The 17,654-nt window shown below is 64.3% G+C and carries 18 protein-coding genes and 1 pseudogene; 14 read left to right on the top strand and 5 right to left on the bottom strand.

Translation table 11 applies throughout. The features are described 5' to 3' along the window. Positions 1-236: 236 nt before the first annotated feature. On the top strand, positions 237-434 hold the full coding sequence (locus LOY26_RS03025; protein ID WP_033703362.1) for a hypothetical protein: 198 nt from the start codon (positions 237-239) through the stop codon (positions 432-434). Here LOY26_RS03025 and LOY26_RS03020 read toward each other — a convergent pair. Further along, a complete protein-coding gene (locus LOY26_RS03020) occupies positions 385-1,566 on the bottom strand; it encodes a multidrug effflux MFS transporter (protein ID WP_033703364.1) in 1,182 nt (393 codons plus the stop codon). The genes LOY26_RS03025 and LOY26_RS03020 overlap by 50 nt on opposite strands. Before the next feature lie 103 nt (positions 1,567-1,669). Continuing rightward, positions 1,670-1,867: a heavy-metal-associated domain-containing protein gene (locus LOY26_RS03015; protein WP_033703365.1), complete on the bottom strand. Its 198-nt coding sequence runs from the start codon at positions 1,865-1,867 to the stop codon at positions 1,670-1,672. 142 nt (positions 1,868-2,009) lie between these two features. Between LOY26_RS03015 and LOY26_RS03010 the strand changes: the two genes are divergently transcribed. The 5 genes and pseudogenes from LOY26_RS03010 to LOY26_RS26960 all read left to right on the top strand — a co-directional run bounded on the left by LOY26_RS03010 (position 2,010) and on the right by LOY26_RS26960 (position 7,370). Beyond that, positions 2,010-2,396 carry a hypothetical protein gene (locus LOY26_RS03010; RefSeq protein ID WP_186660708.1) on the top strand — a complete coding sequence of 129 codons (387 nt, stop codon included), beginning with the start codon at positions 2,010-2,012 and terminating at the stop codon, positions 2,394-2,396. A gap of 52 nt (positions 2,397-2,448) precedes the next feature. Further along, positions 2,449-4,848 carry a heavy metal translocating P-type ATPase gene (locus LOY26_RS03005; RefSeq protein ID WP_258714381.1) on the top strand — a complete coding sequence of 800 codons (2,400 nt, stop codon included), beginning with the start codon at positions 2,449-2,451 and terminating at the stop codon, positions 4,846-4,848. Then, positions 4,845-5,255 carry a Cu(I)-responsive transcriptional regulator gene (gene cueR / locus LOY26_RS03000; RefSeq protein WP_033703368.1) on the top strand — a complete coding sequence of 137 codons (411 nt, stop codon included), beginning with the start codon at positions 4,845-4,847 and terminating at the stop codon, positions 5,253-5,255. Before LOY26_RS03005 ends, cueR begins: the two co-directional genes overlap by 4 nt. A 171-nt stretch (positions 5,256-5,426) precedes the next feature. Continuing rightward, positions 5,427-6,512: pseudogene (locus LOY26_RS26965) on the top strand (cache domain-containing protein); the annotation flags it as partial. 90 nt (positions 6,513-6,602) lie between these two features. Next, on the top strand, positions 6,603-7,370 hold the full coding sequence (locus tag LOY26_RS26960; RefSeq protein WP_371921802.1) for a methyl-accepting chemotaxis protein: 768 nt from the start codon (positions 6,603-6,605) through the stop codon (positions 7,368-7,370). A gap of 64 nt (positions 7,371-7,434) precedes the next feature. Here the strand turns inward: LOY26_RS26960 and LOY26_RS02990 are convergent, their stop codons facing one another. Both LOY26_RS02990 and LOY26_RS02985 read right to left on the bottom strand, forming a co-directional pair. Then, complete coding sequence (locus tag LOY26_RS02990; RefSeq protein ID WP_033703371.1) at positions 7,435-8,214, bottom strand: helix-turn-helix transcriptional regulator; 780 nt, start codon at positions 8,212-8,214, stop codon at positions 7,435-7,437. Positions 8,215-8,285: 71 nt separating this feature from the next. Continuing rightward, positions 8,286-9,563 carry an acetyl-CoA C-acetyltransferase gene (locus LOY26_RS02985; protein ID WP_186666271.1) on the bottom strand — a complete coding sequence of 426 codons (1,278 nt, stop codon included), beginning with the start codon at positions 9,561-9,563 and terminating at the stop codon, positions 8,286-8,288. Between the two features lie 118 nt (positions 9,564-9,681). On the opposite strand from LOY26_RS02985, the gene LOY26_RS02980 reads away from it, so the two are divergent. The 8 genes from LOY26_RS02980 to LOY26_RS02945 all read left to right on the top strand — a co-directional run bounded on the left by LOY26_RS02980 (position 9,682) and on the right by LOY26_RS02945 (position 15,847). Beyond that, positions 9,682-11,046, top strand: a complete 1,365-nt coding sequence (locus LOY26_RS02980) for a 3-oxoacyl-ACP reductase (RefSeq protein ID WP_047583500.1) — start codon at positions 9,682-9,684, stop codon at positions 11,044-11,046. A 2-nt stretch (positions 11,047-11,048) separates the two neighbouring features. Next, positions 11,049-11,900: a MaoC/PaaZ C-terminal domain-containing protein gene (locus LOY26_RS02975; protein ID WP_186660697.1), complete on the top strand. Its 852-nt coding sequence runs from the start codon at positions 11,049-11,051 to the stop codon at positions 11,898-11,900. Between the two features lie 87 nt (positions 11,901-11,987). Beyond that, the gene (locus tag LOY26_RS02970) at positions 11,988-12,293 is read left to right on the top strand and encodes a MazG-like family protein (RefSeq protein WP_033703374.1); all 306 of its coding nucleotides are present in this window, start codon (positions 11,988-11,990) and stop codon (positions 12,291-12,293) included. Continuing rightward, entirely contained in the window at positions 12,290-13,039 is a 750-nt protein-coding gene (locus tag LOY26_RS02965) for a methyltransferase domain-containing protein (protein ID WP_186660695.1), read from the top strand. The genes LOY26_RS02970 and LOY26_RS02965 overlap by 4 nt, the downstream gene beginning before the upstream one ends. 22 nt (positions 13,040-13,061) lie before the next feature. Beyond that, positions 13,062-13,697, top strand: coding sequence for a DUF4136 domain-containing protein (locus LOY26_RS02960; protein WP_186660693.1), 636 nt, complete (start codon positions 13,062-13,064; stop codon positions 13,695-13,697). 19 nt (positions 13,698-13,716) lie between these two features. Further along, complete coding sequence (locus LOY26_RS02955; protein ID WP_095065365.1) at positions 13,717-14,286, top strand: DUF4136 domain-containing protein; 570 nt, start codon at positions 13,717-13,719, stop codon at positions 14,284-14,286. Between the two features lie 194 nt (positions 14,287-14,480). Then, on the top strand, positions 14,481-14,951 hold the full coding sequence (locus LOY26_RS02950; RefSeq protein ID WP_033703378.1) for a prepilin peptidase: 471 nt from the start codon (positions 14,481-14,483) through the stop codon (positions 14,949-14,951). Between the two features lie 119 nt (positions 14,952-15,070). Then, entirely contained in the window at positions 15,071-15,847 is a 777-nt protein-coding gene (locus LOY26_RS02945; protein ID WP_186660689.1) for a response regulator transcription factor, read from the top strand. Between the two features lie 41 nt (positions 15,848-15,888). Here the strand turns inward: LOY26_RS02945 and LOY26_RS02940 are convergent, their stop codons facing one another. Continuing rightward, a complete protein-coding gene (locus tag LOY26_RS02940; RefSeq protein ID WP_258714380.1) occupies positions 15,889-17,562 on the bottom strand; it encodes a ShlB/FhaC/HecB family hemolysin secretion/activation protein in 1,674 nt (557 codons plus the stop codon). Positions 17,563-17,654: the final 92 nt, after the last annotated feature.

The following is a 17,654-nucleotide window of genomic DNA, read 5'->3' as shown; positions in this document are numbered from 1 at the left end:
ATGAGGAAAAATCGCCCGGAGTACGTTCGGATGCGACCGACAGCAGGCTTCCATAAATAGCGCAAACAAAAGCGAAGCTTCTACATGCTTCCAGGCATTACACCCGGGCAGCATGAAGTAATGTGGGAAATAACAGCGCCACTGACCGTCAGTCAGAACGCAGATACCGGTCATGGCATGCACAGGGCACAGCGCTACACTTCATCCGCTCTCAACCCCATTGGAGGTATGCCGCGATGAAAATTGTCGTCAGTGCGTCGAGCCGCAACCCGATCTGCCCCTGGCAGGTTCAGCTCGACCAACACGTGGTCAGTTTCCGCAGCGAGGCCGAAGCACGTGCCTTCGTCGCCACCTTGGAAACCCGCCTGCAGGCGCCCCACCCGCTTACGCAGGCCGCCTGGCCTGCAAGCGCCGGGTCAGCAGCGCGACACTGACCACCAGTGCCCCGCACAGGCTGATCACCAGTGTCATCGGCACCGCACTGCCATCGTGCAACAACCCGACCAATGCCGCTGCGCCCGCGGCGACGCTGAACTGCAGGCAGCCCATCAATGCCGAGGCGCTGCCTGCCCGTGCACCCTGCCCACTCATGGCGCAGGCCGAGGCATTGGGGATGATGCAGCCCAGGCTTGCGATGCACACGAACAACGGCACCAGCAGCGGCCACAATTGGCTCGGCCGCAGCGCGGCAACGCCAAGCAACAGCAAACCTGCGGCCAGGTACATCCACACTGCGCGCACCAGCAAGAAAGCCGGGCCACGCTTGGCCAGCAAGCGTGCATTGACCTGCGCCACGAGGATAAAACCTGCCGCATTGGTGCCGAACAACCAGCCGTAATGCTCGGCAGGCACGCCATACAGCTTGATGAAGACGAAAGGCGAGCCGGCGATGTAGGCAAACATACCGGCAATGGCAATACCACCGGTCAAGGCATGGCCGAGGAACACCCGGTCATTGAGCAGGCGCAGGTACTGGCGCAACGCCCCCGACAGCGGTTGGCGCGGCATGTCCGCCGGCAGGCTCTCGGGCAGGCCCAGGCTGACCGCCAGCAGGCAGGCGGCACTGAACAGGCTCAGCACCAGGAAGATCGACTGCCAGCCCGCCAGGTTCACCAACACCCCGCCCAGCATCGGCGCGAGGATCGGCGCCAGGCCCATCACCAGCATCAGTTGCGAAAACACTTTGGCCGACGCCACCGGGTCGCACTTGTCACTGACGATCGCCCGCGACAGCACCATCCCGGCGCAGCCGCCCAGCGCCTGGACGAACCGCGCCAACACCAGGGTATCGAGGTTGGGCGCATAGGCGCACGCCAGCGAGGCCAGGGTAAACAGTGTCACGCCAAACAGCAGAGGCTTGCGCCGCCCGAAGCGGTCGGCCACCGGGCCATACGCCAACTGGCCGATGGACAGGCCAAGGAAGTAGGCGGCCAAGGTGGTCTGGACGTGTTTTTCATCGGTGGCGAAAGCCTGCGCCATGGCCGGGAAGGCGGGCAGGTAAAAATCGATCGCCAAAGGCCCGAACGCACTCAATGCGCCCAGGATCAGCACCATTCGCAGGTTCATCAGGAATCCATAGCAGGCTAAGCAAGTGCGTAAGTCTACCTGCTAAGGGCTCCATCAGCATGAAAACATTTGCAACAAAAGGGGCACCAAGCGCCCCTGGGCATCAGGCCACTTCGGCTTGATAACCCTCATCACGGATCGCCGTGAGGATCTGCTCCACCGCCATCGCACTCTGCACCCGCACCTGCTTGCCCGCCAGGTCGACCTCGACCTGAGCCGCGGCATCTTGCGCCTGCACTGCCCGGGTCACCGCTTTGACACAATGGCCACAGGTCATGCCTTGTACATTGAACACTTGCATGGGGTTACCTCCTTCAGGTTTTGACGCAGTTTCAAGCTTGCCATCGGGTCAAGGTCAAGCCCTTGCAAGCGCCTGGGCTGGAAATCCGCGCTCACGTCGGCCAAGCTGCGCCTTTGACGATCAGGCAAGCAGGAGATTATTCATGTTCAGGGCAGCATTGGGCGTCGTCGGGCTTTTGAGCGCGCTGGCTGCGGTGCCACCGGCCAGCGCCGAGGGCAACTCGGACTACAGCGTATTGATCATCTCCCGAGAGCGCCTGGAAGTGGCCACCAGTTGCGAAATTGGCGTCTACCTCAACGACCAGCTTTCCGGGCGCGTGTTCCAGGAGCAGTCCACCTCCTTCAACCTGCCACCCGGCCCAGTGGATGTGCGCCTGCGCCTACTGCCAGGGCAAGCGCCCGGTTGCGCTGCGGGTATCGAAGACCAGCGCAGCACGCGTTTGAACCTGCAGGCGGGCCAGATCAACAAATACCGGATTGCCATGGGCCACAATGGGCTGGAATTGAAGCGCGCCGGCCTCGGCTATTGACCTTGCCTACGTGGCAAGGTTGATGCTGGAGGCCAATCCAAGGAGGACAGCCATGCCCGCATCCACCACGTTCGACCTGCCGATTTCCGGCATGACCTGCGCCAGCTGTGCCGGCCGCGTCGAGCGCGCCCTGCGTAAGGTCGACGGCGCTGAACAGGTCAGCGTCAACCTTGCCACCGAACAGGCCCGGGTCCAGGCCCCGGCCAGCAGCCTGCCGGCCTTGCTCGACGCCGTGCGTGAAGCCGGCTACGGCGTACCCACCCGCACCGTCGAGCTGCAGATCGGCGGCATGACCTGCGCCAGCTGCGTCGGCCGTGTCGAACGCGCGCTCGGCAAACTGCCCGGGGTCGAGCAGGTCAGCGTCAACCTGGCCAGCGAACGCGCGCACCTCAAGGTGCTCGCGGCCCTCGACGACAGCCTTTTGATCAACACCGTGGAAAAGGCCGGCTACAGCGCCAGCCTGCCGCATGCGGGCAAGAATGAGCAGGGCGATGCCCAGCGCCGCCTGCGCAACGAACGCCTGGCCGTCGCTGCTGCCCTGCTGCTGGCCCTGCCGCTGGTGTTGCCGATGCTGGTGCAGCCCTTCGGCCTGCACTGGATGCTGCCCGCCTGGGCGCAGTTTGTGCTGGCAACGCCCGTGCAGTTCATTCTCGGTGCGCGCTTCTATGTGGCGGCCTGGAAGGCCGTGCGTGCCGGTGCCGGCAACATGGACCTGCTGGTGGCCCTGGGCACCAGTGCCGGCTACGGCCTGAGCCTGTACCAATGGGCACAAGCCCCGGCCGGCATGGCGCCACACCTGTACTTCGAAGCCTCGGCCGTGGTCATTGCCCTGGTCTTGCTGGGCAAATACCTCGAAAGCCGCGCCAAGCGCCAGACCGCCAGCGCCATCCGCGCCCTTGAAGCCCTGCGCCCCGAACGCGCGGTGCGCGTGATAGATGGCCGTGAGGAAGATGTGGCGATCGCCCAGTTGCGGCTCGGTGACCTGGTAGCGGTCAAACCCGGTGAACGGTTCCCGGTCGATGGCCAAGTCGAGGAAGGCAGCAGCCACGCCGACGAGGCCCTGATCAGCGGCGAGAGCCTGCCGGTGCCCAAACAACCTGGCGACCCCGTTACCGGTGGCGCCATCAATGGTGAAGGTCGGCTGCTGGTGCGCACCCAGGCACTGGGTACCGAAACCGTGCTGGCCCGCATCATCCGCCTGGTCGAAGATGCCCAGGCGGCCAAGGCGCCCATTCAGAAGCTGGTGGACCGGGTCAGCCAGGTCTTTGTCCCGGCCGTGCTGGTGATCGCGCTGGTCACCCTGATTGGCTGGTGGCTGGCCGGTGCCCCGCTGGAAACCGCGCTGATCAACGCGGTCGCCGTGCTGGTGATCGCCTGCCCCTGTGCGCTCGGCCTGGCCACGCCGGCGGCGATCATGGCCGGCACCGGCGTGGCCGCCCGCCACGGCATCCTGATCAAGGACGCCGAGGCCCTGGAGCGTGCCCATGCGGTCAACCGGGTGGTCTTCGACAAGACCGGTACCCTCACCTCCGGCAGCCCCCGGGTGGTCCACAGCCAGGCACTGGTCGGCAGCACCGCCGAGTTGCACCGCTTGGCCGGCGCCCTTCAGCGCGGCAGTGAGCACCCGTTGGCCAAGGCCGTGCTGGATGCGTGCGCCGAGCAGCAGTTGGAGGTGCCTACGGTGGTCGACAGCCAGTCGCTGACCGGGCGGGGTATCGCCGGGCACGTGGAAGGCCGTGATCTGGCCCTGGGCAATCGCCGCCTGCTTGATGAAAGCATGCTGCAACCCGGTGGCCTGGCCGCCAAGGCCCACGCCTGGGAAGCCGAAGGCCGTACGCTGTCGTGGCTTGTCGAGCGCGGCGCACAACCCCGGGTGCTGGGCCTGTTCGCCTTCGGCGACAGCCTCAAGCCGGGTGCTGCGCAGGCTATCGATACCCTGCACGCACAACACATCAGCAGCCACCTGCTGACCGGCGACAACCGCGGCAGCGCCAAAGTGGTTGCCGACGCCCTCGGCATCGACGACGTGCACGCCGAAGTGCTGCCAGCCGACAAGGCCGCCACGGTGACGGCGCTCAAAGAGGACGGCGTGGTGGCGATGGTAGGCGACGGCATCAACGATGCCCCGGCCCTTGCCGCGGCCGACATCGGCATCGCCATGGGCGGTGGCACAGATGTGGCCATGCAGGCCGCTGGCATCACCCTGATGCGCGGTGACCCCCGCCTGGTACCGGCCGCCCTGGAGATCAGCCGCAAGACCTACGCGAAGATCCGCCAGAACCTGTTCTGGGCGTTCATCTACAACCTGGTCGGTATCCCCTTGGCCGCGCTGGGTTACCTCAATCCGGTACTGGCCGGCGCCGCCATGGCCCTGTCCAGCGTCAGTGTGGTCAGCAATGCGCTGTGGCTGAAGACCTGGAAACCCACCAGCAGCGCCCAGGAGGCTCCATGAACATCGGCCAGGCCGCCCGCCGCAGCGGGCTCAGCACCAAGATGATCCGCTATTACGAGTCCATCGGCCTGCTCAAGCCGGCCACCCGCAGCGACAGCGGCTACCGCCTGTACCAGCCAGAAGACCTGCACAGCCTAGCGTTCATCAAGCGCTCGCGCGATCTGGGGTTTTCCCTGGAAGAGGTCGGCAAACTGCTGACGCTCTGGCAAGACCGCCAGCGCGCCAGTGCCGACGTCAAGGCGCTGGCCATGCAGCATATCGACGAGCTGAACCGGCGCATCGAAGAGCTGGTGAGCCTGCGCGATACCCTCGGCGATCTGGTTTCCCACTGCCAGGGGGATGAGCGGCCGGACTGTCCGATCCTCAAGGATCTGGCCAACGGCAAGGTGAGCGAATGTTGCCGCTGAGCCACGCGGCGAGGCTTTGGTATGCCATATTCGCCTAAACACGACCGAATCATCGCCTGCTGCGACATTCCCTAATAAATACGGGCATTTGCCTTCATCTAATCCCGGGCGCTGCCGATGCAGTAACTACCTGCCTCGTGTGTCGACAATATAAAAATTCCGGGAGCGTCGATGAGCATCAAACAGAAACTGACCTGGGCATTCGCGGTCATCGCCGGCTTGCCCATCGTTCTCGTGGCCACCTTGGTGGTCCTCAACCTGCGCGGCGAAGCCCGCGATGGATTCCTCGACAGCAGCAGCCGGGAAATTCGCCAGGTCAGCAACGCGATGAACATCTTCTTCCAGGGCATCAACCAGAACGTCGAATACCTGGCTTCGCAACCGATGATCGCGGCCACAGGCAACAACCTGAACAAGTTCATGAGCGCCAACCCGTCATATGAACTGGGCGATCAGGACAAGCAAGTGCTCGAATTCTTCACCCGCCTGGCCGATTCGCACCCGGGTTACGCCTACCTTTCCTACGGTGTGAGTGACGGCGGCTATGTCGGCTGGCCGGCGGGGCAGAAGTTCGTCAACTACGACCCGCGCCCTCGCCCCTGGTACCAACTGGCCATGGCCAACCCAGGCAAGACCCTGCGTACCGGCGCCTACTACTGGGCTGCCGACGACGCCGTGCTGGTGAGCACCGTGCGCGCCGTGGCCAACCAGCTTGGCAACCCAGGCGGCGTGGTCAACATCGACGTTTCGCTCAAGGGCCTGACGCAGATCGTCCAGCAGATCAAGCTGGGTGAAAGCGGCTACCTGATGCTGGTGGAAAACAACGGCAACGTGATGGTCGACCCGCGCGATGCCAGCCACAACTTCAAGCAACTGGGCAGCTTCGGCGACGGCTATGCCGCCCTGGCCAAGGCAGGTAAAGGCCTGGTCGAGGTCGAGCTGAACGGCGTGCGCTACATGGCCAACATCTACCCCGACGAACAACTGGGCTGGACCTTCATCGGCCTGATCGAGCAGAGCGAGGTGATGCAGACCACCACCCGCCTGACGTGGCTGATCGGCACCATCGCCCTGGTGCTGGCAGCACTGTTCGCCGTGGTCGGTGCGGCCTTCGCCAAGCTGATCGTGCGCCCGATCAACAGCGTTACCAGTGGCCTGGAAGACATTGCCCAGGGCGAAGGCGACCTGACCCGCAACCTGGAAGTACGCGGCCGTGACGAAACCGCCCAGCTTGCCAACTGGTTCAACCAGTTCCTCGGCGCGATTCGCAGCCTGATCCAGCACATCGGCGCTGCAGCCAGCAAGATCCTCAGCACCTCCACCAGCTCGACCCAGGTGTCCAACGACATGGCCGAGGCTGCCGGGCGCCAGCGTGAAGCCGTGGACATGGTTTCCACCGCTTTCCACGAAATGGTCGCCACCGCCAACGAAGTCGCCCGCTCCTGCAGCCAGGCGGCGCAGTCGGCCGACAGCGGCCAGCAGCAGGCCCGTGAGGGCCAGCAGCAAATCGATGCGGCGGTGCACAGCGTCGATCGCCTGAGCCAGGAAATCGAGCAGTCGGCCCAGTCGATCCAGCAGCTGGAGCGCGACAGCAACGCCATCCAGTCGATCCTCGGCACCATCCGCTCGATTGCCGAGCAAACCAACCTGCTGGCGCTCAACGCCGCGATCGAGGCCGCCCGCGCCGGTGAACAGGGCCGGGGCTTCGCCGTGGTCGCCGACGAAGTGCGGGCGCTGGCCAAGCGTACTGCCGACTCCACCGCCGAGATCGACGGCCTGCTGGGCAACCTGGCCAGCCGCACTGCCGAAGTCGCCGAGCAGATGCACGCCAGCCTGGAAGTGTCGCAGCAGTCGGTCAGCCGCATTGGCCTGGCCCGCGACAGCTTTGGCCAGATCCGTGAGTCGGTGGATGTGATTCGCGACATGAACACGCAGATCGCCACGGCCGCCGAAGAGCAGCACCAGGTAGCCGAGGACATCAACCGGCACATCAGCCAGATCCACGGCGATGCGCAGTTGGTGGCCGAACTTGCCCAGGCTGCGCGGCAGGACTCACAAAGCCTGGCAGGGCTGTCCAACGAACTGGATGCACTGGTGCGACGCTTCCGCACCTGATCGGCCAACCGGCCTCTGTTACCGGCCTCTGGGGTTCACCTAGGCCGGTACAGGGCGCTGGAGGTTAAAACTTCAGCTCCCCCGGCGTCGCCCCGAACAATTGCTTGAACGCTGCGATGTAAGCCGAGGTCGAGTCATAACCGCAGCCCAACGCCGCCTCCGTCACGTTATCCCCCGCCTCCAGCAACGCCAGCGATGACAACAGCCGCATACGCTGCCGCCAATTGCGAAAACTCAACCCGGTCTCCCGCTGAAACAGCCGCATCAGCGTCTTTTCCGAACATGCCAATTGCTGCGCCCATTGCTGCAGGGTCTGTGGCTGGTCTGGCGCGGCGATCAGGCCATTGCACAGCGCCAGCAACCCGGGATGGCGTGGCAGCGGCAACGAAAAGCCCACCTCTGGCAACGTGCGCAACTGGTCGAGCAGCACCGCGACCAATCGCGCCTCGGCGCTGTCCCCTTCCGGGTAGTCTGCCGGGAGCAGGCAGAACTGCTTGATCAACTCCCGCGCCAACGGCGTCACCTCCAGCACCCGGCAGTGCTCCGGTGCCCACGGGCAGGCATCGCGGCGAACGTACAGGCTGCGCATTTCGGCCTGCATCGATGTCACCACCTCGTGTTCGGCATCCGCAGGCACCCACACGCCCCACTGGGGGGGCGCGAAATAGCTGCCTTCGCGGGTGTATACACCCAGCACGCCGCTGATGGCGTAGGAGAACTGCACCCAATCGTGCTGATGGCGGGTGGTCCAGGAGCCGGCACCGAGGCTTTCGGCGCGGGCATACAGCGGCCTGGGCAGATGGTCCAATGCGGGGATGGGCCGTGGGTGTCCGATGATCGGCATGGCGGTTTCTTGTAGTTCTGATCGGACAAGCCTAACAGCTGGGGGGATGACTGTGGCGCCCTCCCGCAAGATCACCGCTCGACGATAACCGTCACCCCCTGCCCACCCGCCGCACAGATCGAGATCAACCCGCGCCCCTTGCCTGCCGTCGCCAGCAGCTTGGCCAGGTTGGCCAGCACCCGCCCTCCCGTCGCCGCGAACGGATGCCCCGCCGCCAACGAACTGCCCTTGACGTTGAGCTTGCTGCGATCGATCGCGCCAAGCGCTGCGTCCAGCCCCAGCCGCTCACGGCAATAGTCCGCGTCCTCCCAGGCCTTGAGCGTACACAACACCTGGGCAGCGAACGCTTCGTGGATTTCGTAGTAGTCAAAGTCTTGCAGGGTCAGGCCATTGCGCGCCAACAAGCGCGGCACCGCATACACCGGCGCCATCAACAGGCCTTCGCGGCCGTTGACGAAATCCACCGCAGCGGTTTCGCCGTCCACCAGATAGGCCAGCACCGAGAGCCCCTGTTCCTGCGCCCAGGCTTCGCTGCCCAGCAGCACCAGCGAAGCGCCGTCGGTCAACGGCGTGGAATTGCCTGCCGTCAGCGTGCCCAGGCCGCTGCGGTCGAAGGCTGGCTTGAGCTTGGCCAGTTGTTCCAGGGTCAGGTCCGGGCGCAGGTTGTTGTCACGGCCCAACGCCAGAAATGGCGTGAGCAGGTCGTCCTGCCAACCTTCGGCATAAGAAGCTGCCAACCGTTGATGGCTGAGCAAGGTCAGTTCGTCCTGTGCACTGCGCTCAATCTGCCAGGCCTGTGCCATTCGCTCGCAATGCTCGCCCATCGACAGGCCTGTGCGCGGCTCGCCATTGCGGGGTAACTCAGGTTTCAGGTGGCCAGGGCGCAATTTGAGAAAAGGTTTGAGCCGTTCAGCCAGGCTTTTGCCGCGGTTGGCCTCCAGCAGGATGTGGCGCAACCCTTCATTGACGGCAATGGGCGCATCGGAGGTGGTATCCACGCCGCCTGCAATGCCGCTGTCGATCTGCCCCAGGGCAATCTTGTTGGCCACCAGCAGTGCAGCCTCCAGCCCCGTGCCGCAGGCCTGCTGGATGTCGTAGGCCGGTGTGCGCGGCGACAAGCGTGAACCGAGCACGCATTCGCGGGTCAGGTTCATGTCACGCGAATGCTTGAGCACCGCGCCTGCCACCACTTCGCCCAGCTGAAGCCCATGCAAGCGGTAGCGCTCGATCAGGCCCTCGAGGGCGACGGTCAGCATCGCCTGGTTGCTGGCGGTGGCGTAGGCACCATTGGAGCGGGCGAACGGGATTCGGTTGCCGCCCAGGATCGCGACCCGGCGAGGTGAACGCATGCGCATGTTCCTCCTGAAACAATTTAAACCGTACAGCCTAGGTGTTTTTACCGCATTCGAACGACCTTGCCACAAAGTTGGTCCACACTTTCAAGCTTGCCTTCAGGGAGACCCACTCATGAGCGATCGCTACCTCGGCTTTGCCAACTCCAACCTCGGCCGCCGCCTTGTGGATGCCCTTGGCCTGCCACACCCGGCCCCGCTGGAGCGCTGGCAGGCCGGCCGCCTGCGCCCGGTGGAGGGCGCCCTGGTAATCGGTGGCGGGCCACTGACAAGCCGGGTCGAGGCCATCGCCCCGCGCCTCACCGACGAACTCTACAGCTTCAATGCCGAAGGCTTGCAGGCACAGGCCTGGGTGGCGGGCCTGGGGCCGAAGCTAAAGGCCGTGGTGTTCGATGCCACTCATCTGTCCGACAGCGACGAATTGAAGCAGTTGCGCGAATTCTTCCAGCCATTGCTGCGCAGCCTGGCGCCTTGCGCCCACGTGGTGATTCTCGGCCGCGCCCCGGAGAGCCTCGACGACCCACTGGCCAGTGTCGCGCAACGTGCACTCGAAGGTTTCAGCCGCTCGCTGGCCAAAGAGCTGCGCAACGGTGCGACCGCGCAGTTGCTGTATCTCGCTGAAGGTGCCGAAGACCAACTGGAAGACCAACTGGAAGGTGCCCTGCGTTTTTTCCTCTCGCCCAAGAGCGCGTTCATTTCTGGCCAGGTCCTGCGCCTTGAAACCTGCGCCAGCCAGGTCGAGGATTGGACCCGCCCGCTTGGCGGCCGTCGCGCCCTGGTGACCGGTGCGGCACGCGGTATCGGCGCGGCCATCGCCGAAACCCTGGCGCGCGACGGCGCTGAAGTGGTGCTGCTGGATGTGCCGCAAGCGCGGCAAGACCTCGAAGCCCTCGCCGCGCGGCTAGGCGGCCAGGCGCTGGGCCTGGACATCTGCGCCAACGACGCAGCAGCGCAACTGCTCGAAGCACTGCCTGGGGGTATCGACATCGTGGTGCACAACGCAGGCATCACCCGTGACAAGACATTGGCCAACATGACCCCGGAATACTGGGACGCCGTGCTGGCGGTCAACCTCAAGGCGCCGCAGGTGCTCACCCAGGCGTTGTACGACGCTGGCGCGCTCGGTGACAACGCGCGCATCACCCTGCTGGCCTCGGTCAGTGGCATCGCCGGTAACCGTGGGCAGGCCAACTACGCGGCGAGCAAGGCCGGGCTGATCGGCTTCGCCGAAGCCTGGGCGCCAAAGCTCGCCGAGCGCGGTGCCAGCATCAATGCCGTGGCCCCAGGTTTCATCGAAACGCACATGACCGCCGCCATGCCCATGGGGCTGCGCGAGGCCGGGCGCCGCTTGAGCTCACTGGGCCAGGGCGGGCGGCCACAGGATGTCGCCGAGGCCATCGCCTGGCTCAGCCAGCCGGGCTCCGGTGCGGTCAATGGCCAGGTCCTGCGGGTCTGTGGCCAGGCACTGATGGGAGCCTGACCATGAGCAGACATTGGCACGACCTGCACGCCCCGGACTCACGCGCCAGCCTCTACCTGCGCGCGGCCAGTAAACGCAAAATCAGCGGCGACAGCCTGCCGAACACAGGCCTGCGCTGCGTCGTTCGGGCCCAGCCCGACAACCTTGCGGCCTACCGCCGGCTCTGCCACTTCACCGACGATGGCCGCTTGCCGGGCACTTATCCACATGTCATGGCCTTCCCCCTCCAGTTGCAGCTGCTGACCGGCCACGACTTCCCCTTCCCACTGCTCGGGCTGGTGCATCTGTATAACCGTATCGAGGTGCTGCGCCCCCTGGGTGGCATCGATGGGTTACGGTTTGCGGTGTACGCCGACAACCTGCAACCTCATGCCAAGGGCGGCACCTTCGACCTGATCACCGAAGCCGAAGATGGCTTGGGCCTGCTCTGGCGCGAAACCAGCCGCATGCTGGTACGCGGGCTGCACCTGGAAGGCCAGGCCAGTGAGCTGGCAGAGCACGAACCGGGCCCACTGGCAGAGGCGAGCCGCTGGTATGCAGACAGCGATATCGGCCGGCGTTATGCCAAGGTGTGCGGGGACTACAACCCCATCCACCTGAGCGCCGCCAGTGCGCGACTGTTCGGGTTTCCCAAGGCCATTGCCCATGGCATGTGGAGCCAGGCCATGGCGCTTGCGGCGTTGCGCGGGCACCTGCCGAACAGTGGCTATGGCTTCGAGGTGGATTTCCTGAAGCCGGTGCGGTTGCCATCGGAGGTGGTGCTCAGTGCCAGTGAGGCAGGGCCCGCTGGGGAACTGCGGCTGGATGGGCATGGGGAGTTGCTGCACATGCTCGGGCGTTGGGACCAGCTCTAGGCCGTGTGGCGGCTGCGCAGCCGCCCCCGAATCCTCTTGCTTTGCATCGGACCTGCGCCGAAGCTATGCGGCATTAGGAGAGCCCCGATGAACCTGCAAGAACTCACCGAACGCCTGCACAAGATCCGCGACAACAACGACTGGCGCGGCTTCCACAGCCCGAAGAACCTGGCCATGGCCGCCAGCGTCGAAATGGCCGAGCTGGTGGAAATCTTCCAGTGGCTGAGCGAAGACCAATCCCGCCAGTTGCCCGCCGACAAACTCGCCCACGCAGGCCAGGAGGTGGGCGATGTGGTCCTTTACCTGTTGCTGCTGTGCAGCGAGCTGGGCCTGGACATGGACCAGGTGGTACGGGCCAAACTGGCCGACAGCGAGAGGCGCTTCGCGCGATGAACGACCGTCACTTCGATGAACTGGCCACGCGCTTCGCCGAAAAGATCTACGGCGGTGCCAAAGGTGCAATTCGCCTGGCCGTGCTGCAAGCCGACCTGGCCGAAACATTGCCCGACCGCCCGCTGCGCATTCTCGATATCGGCGCAGGCCTGGGCCACATGGCCCTGTGGCTGGCTGAGCGCGGCCACCAGCTGACCCTGGCCGAGCCCGCCGCGCCCATGCTCGACGGTGCCCGTGTGCGCTTTGCCGAAGCGGGCCAGACGGCCACCTTCATCCAGGCGCCGTGGCAGGACCTGCTCGGCCAACTCACCGAACCCTACGACCTTGTGCTGTGCCACGCTGTGCTTGAATGGCTGGCCGAACCCGAAAGCATCCTGCCCGTGCTGCATCAGCTGACCGCGCCCAGCGGGTGGCTTTCGCTGGCCTTCTACAACCGCGACGCGCTGGTCTATCGCAACCTGCTCAAGGGCCATTTCCGCAAGTTGCGCAGCAACCGCCTGGAAGGTGAAAAGCAGAGCCTGACCCCACAGAAACCACTTGATCCACGTGAGCTCAAGGCGCAACTTGAGCCTATGTGGCAGGTCGAAAGCCAGAGTGGTGTCAGGGTGTTCCACGACTACATGCCCAAGGAGTTCCAGGCCAAGGCCGAACTGCTCGACCTTCTGGAAATGGAACTGGCCCACCGCAGGCACCCAAGCTTTGCCGGGCTCGGTCGCTACCTGCACTGGATCTGCCGCCCCCGCTGACCCCGCCCGCCGGGAGGAATACATGCCGTACCGTCTGTTGTGCCTGGCCCTGCTGCCCCTCGCCCTGGCTGGCTGCCAGGGCAGCAACCCGTATGTCGCCAGCGGCCGCCCCATACCGCCCGCGCCTGCTGCGGCTGCCACCACCTTCGACGCCAGTGCCTACCCGGCACCGGCCCGTGACTATGGGCACTATCGCAGCTGGAGCTGGCGTGGCGGCCAGTTGCCCAGCGGCACGGCCAATGCCGACCCGGCGCAACTGGCCGATGCCATCAGCGGCGCGCTCGACCAGCATGGCCTGCGCCCGGCACGGGGCAGCACCGGCGATCTACTGGTAAGCGCCGACATGCGCCTGGAAAAACGCCTGCGCCAAGTGCGCGACTATGACACCTACGACCCCTACTACGGCCCCTACCCCTACGGGGGCGTCGGTTATGGCGGCTACCGCAATGGCTACGGTGCCTATGCCAGCGCACCGATCGTGCGTACCTACGAGGTCGAGGTAATGGTGGTGCGCATCGATCTGTTCGACGCGCGCAACGGCCAGCCGGTGTGGAGCGCCAGTGCTGAAAGCAATAGCGACAAGGACTCGCCGCGTGATCGCGAAAGTGCCTTGCGTGATTCTGTGCACAAGGCGCTCAGCGGCTATCCTCCCAGTTAACGTCTACCGGAGAACCATCATGTTGCGCCGTCTCGTTCTACTGTCATTTGCGCTATTACTTGCGGCCTGCTCCAGCAACAACGTCCAGCATGATTTCGACGCCAGCCGCGATTTTGCCGCCTACCGCAGTTGGGCGTGGCAAGAACCCGGCTTGCAGTACCGCCCGGACGACCCCCGAATCAAGAGCGACCTGACCGAGCAGCGCATTCGCCAGGCGGTTGCCGGCCAGCTCGACCAGCGTGGCCTGCGCCCGGTGCAGGGCACGGCACGGCCTGACCTGAACGTACGCACGTACCTGATCGTCGAACAGCGCCAGCAACAGATCACCACCAACTACGGCGGTGGGTGGGGTGGCTACTGGGGCGGCTACTGGGGCGGCCCGATGTACAACGAAACCCGCAGTGTCGACTACAAGGTCGCCACCATTCAGGTCGACATGTTCGATGGGCGTGACGGCAAGCTGGTGTGGCGTGGCAGTGCCGAACAGATCATGAACAACTACCCGCCAAGCCCGGAGGAACGCAATACCGCCATTCACAATACCGTGGCCAAGGTATTGGCCAACTACCCGCCGGGTAGCAAGAAGTAGCAGTTAGCGGGAGCGGCCTTGCATTGCGATAGGGCCGCCCCCAAAAGCGCTGTGCCAACCGCGACATAATCCATTTCGACCACGCCTTTTTTCGTTGCCAACTGCACTCCCCTGCACGTTCCCGTCTATCTTCAGTTAAGGAAACCTGACTGACCGGGTAGAAGTGTTCAACAATTAGGGAAGGCGACCTGCCAATGCAAAGCATTGTTCTCTTGATGTGGCTTGCCTTGTGCTCCGAACAGGATGTGCGTCAACGCCAGATATCCAACCTGCTGACACTCGGCGTCGCGGCCTGCGCCCTGGCTTGGCTGTTCGCTACCGGCCACAGCTGGATCGGCGCCGAGGCCAGCGACGCCGGTTGGGCGCTGGCCATCGTCATGCTGCTGACCCTACCCGGCTACATGCTCGGGCGCTTCGGTGCCGACGACGTCAAGCTGATGGGCGCACTGGCCCTCGCCACCAGCCCTCAGTATGTACTCGGCACCTTCATCGGGGCGGGCGTCACGGTGCTGCTGTGGCTGCTCACCCGTCGCCGGTTGTGGACCCTGCTCAACCCCAAGGTAAAGAAGCGCTTGCAGGCCCTCACGGAGCAGATGGGCGACAAGCAGGCCTTCGTGCCCTACGTATTGGCAGGCTTTCTTCTGACAGCGGTATGGATCCAATAATCACATCTGTGGTCCGATAACTTGTACGAGCCTTGTACAGACTCGCAAACTACGACTACTTTTAAACTGCCAGAGCGTCTGGCCCGGGAGCAGGGCCGCTTACGAACAGGGAGTTGATCGTGAACAAGCCGTCGAGTGAAGTGAAGGTATTGGTGGTCGATGACCAGCCATTGATCGTCGAGCAACTGTGTGAATTTCTCGAAAGCCAAGGTCACCCTTGCGTCCCTGCCAATTCCACCGACCAGGCCATCGAGCGCTACCTGGCCGATCACAGCATTGGCCTGGTGGTGTGCGACCTGCACATGCCGCAGCGCGATGGCATCGAACTGGTCCGCGCACTGAAGCAAATTGCCGGCAGCAAGCGCATGTTCGAAGCGATCATGCTGACAGGACGTGCGGAGAAGCAGGATGTGATCCGCGCCTTGCGCGCAGGTTTTGCCGACTACTACCAAAAGCCCGTGAACCTCGACGAACTGCTCGAAGGCGTTCGCCGCCAAGAGCAGGCATTGCTGGAACGCCAGCGCAACCTCAGGGAACTGGGCGGCCTGAACCAGCGCCTGCAAGACCTGGCATCGTCCGTTGACGAGCTCTACCACGACCTTGAGAAGGCCCGCGGCCAGGGTGTGCATCGGCGTGCCAATGATGTCGAGGAAGGCGAAAGCGAGCTGCCAGCGGTGTTCGAGAAGCTGTCGCCGCGCCAACTGGAAGTGGCGCGGTTGGTCAGCAAAGGCAAGACCAATTACCAGATCGCCTGCGAACTGGGCATCACTGAAAACACCGTGAAGCTCTATGTGTCCCAAGTGCTGCGCCTGACCCACATGCACAACCGCACGCAACTGGCGCTGGCGCTGACGCCGAGCTCTTCACCGGTGCATCAGCGCTTTACCGCGCATTGATCGCGAACGCCGGTGTTGCGTAGGAGCGTATCGAGCGGGGTTCATTGCATCTGATAAGTGAAGCTGAGCGTCAAGCGTGGCGTTCGGCTCAGGCTGTCCAGGGCAGCATCCGCCAAAGGTTTCGCTACTTCCACAGCAACATTGAAGTAACGCCCATCCCCCAGCCGCAGCCCCAGCGCAGCCGACGTCATCCGGGCATCCTCGACCCTGCCAGCGTTGTACCAGGCACGCGCAGCATCGAGCACCGCATAAGGCTGTACCACCTTCAGCCAGCCGTCGCTGTGCCGAACGCTGTAGTTGAGCTCATACGCCACCCCCCAGCCCTTGTCCCCCGCTGCTTGGTCACGGGGGTAACCACGGCCGAAACCCTGCCCGCCAAACACCGCCCGTTCGCTGTCGGGCAGTGTGTCGTCGCTCCAGTACAGGGCGCCCGAAATCACCCCCTGCCAAGCGTCGAACAGCGTGTCGCTCTGCAATCCCGAAAGACGCAACCGCAAGAAGTCGAGGTCATAGTCGGCGTCGCTGCGCGCGCCGAGGTAATCCAGGCCTTGATAGACCCCGGCACTGACGATTCGCAAGCGGCGAGCCTCGGCCTTGCGCCAGTTGCCCTCGAAGGACAGCGCCCGTACGTAGTTGTCGTATTCGCGCACCGGCAAACGCCCCGCAGGCCGATCTTCGAGATGCTCGCTGACCGCGTAGAAGCGCCCCGTCACCGTCAGCCACTCATCCGGCCTGACGATCAGTGGTTGACCAAGGCCTACCGAATAACGCTCGCTTTCCCGCTTCTGGGTGAGAGCGCTGCCGTCATCCAGGCGGATACGGGTGCCCGGTGTGCTGCGATAGCGCGAAGCAGATACCAGCAACTGGCTGCCTTCGGCGTCCAGGTACTGGCTGTAAGCCAAACGCTGGTAATGGGCCTGATCATCCCCGGGAGGCAGCAGCAGGCTTGCCTGGAACTGTTCGGCATAGCGGGTCTGGGCATTGCTGGTCACAGTGAACAGCGCCTGGGCGTCCTCACGGCTGCCATCGTTTACGGTAATGCCAGCGGCAAACGGCCTACGCCGCGCATGCACCGTCAGGTGAGCGGCACCCTCAGGCGAATGCGCCACGGTCAGTTCGGCGCCTAGCGCAACGCCCGGGATACGTTCGGCAATGCCGATGTAGCGCTCCAGCGTCTCACGTGTGAGCGGCCGTTCGGCTTGCAAACGCTGAAGCAACTGCTCCAGGTAACGGCGGGCCGAACCGATGTCGCCTTGCAACCGGTAGCCTTGGATATAGCCCTCCACCAGCTCCACCTGGATGCGGCCGTCTGCGATATCCTGCGGTGGCAGGTAGGCATACGAGAGCAGATAACCGTCCTGCCGATAGCGTTGGGTGAGGCGCTCGGTGAACTGTTGCAACTCGCCCAGCGTTGTCTCGCGCCCTATCAGCGGCTGGTAATGGTCGCGCAGCTCGCTCAGGGGGAACACCGTGCCGCCCTCGAAACGCACCTTGTGCAACACCAACCGGGTGTCTGCAGGTGCCCAACCCGCCGTATTGGCATCGGGCAGCGCCAGCCGCAGGCGCGCAGTGTCGGGGCGGTAGGTGTCTATTGGCAGGTTGGCGGCAGGCAGCCGACGCTCGTTTTCATGGCTGTCGAGAAACACCGGCAACGCCTCTGCCTGGGCCAGCAGGGCCCAAGGCAGCAATAACAGGGGCACGACCAGAGGACGCATAGGACGCTCCATGATCCCTCGGGTACCGCGGCGCCAGCCGGTCACACCCGTCACTTGCAAAGCGTAGGTGCTACCCCCGCAATCGTCGAACG

It is taken from the genome of Pseudomonas sp. B21-047 (assembly GCF_024748775.1).
Classification (GTDB): Bacteria; Pseudomonadota; Gammaproteobacteria; order Pseudomonadales; family Pseudomonadaceae; genus Aquipseudomonas; species Aquipseudomonas capeferrum.
This window is presented reverse-complemented; position numbering and strand designations above follow the sequence as displayed.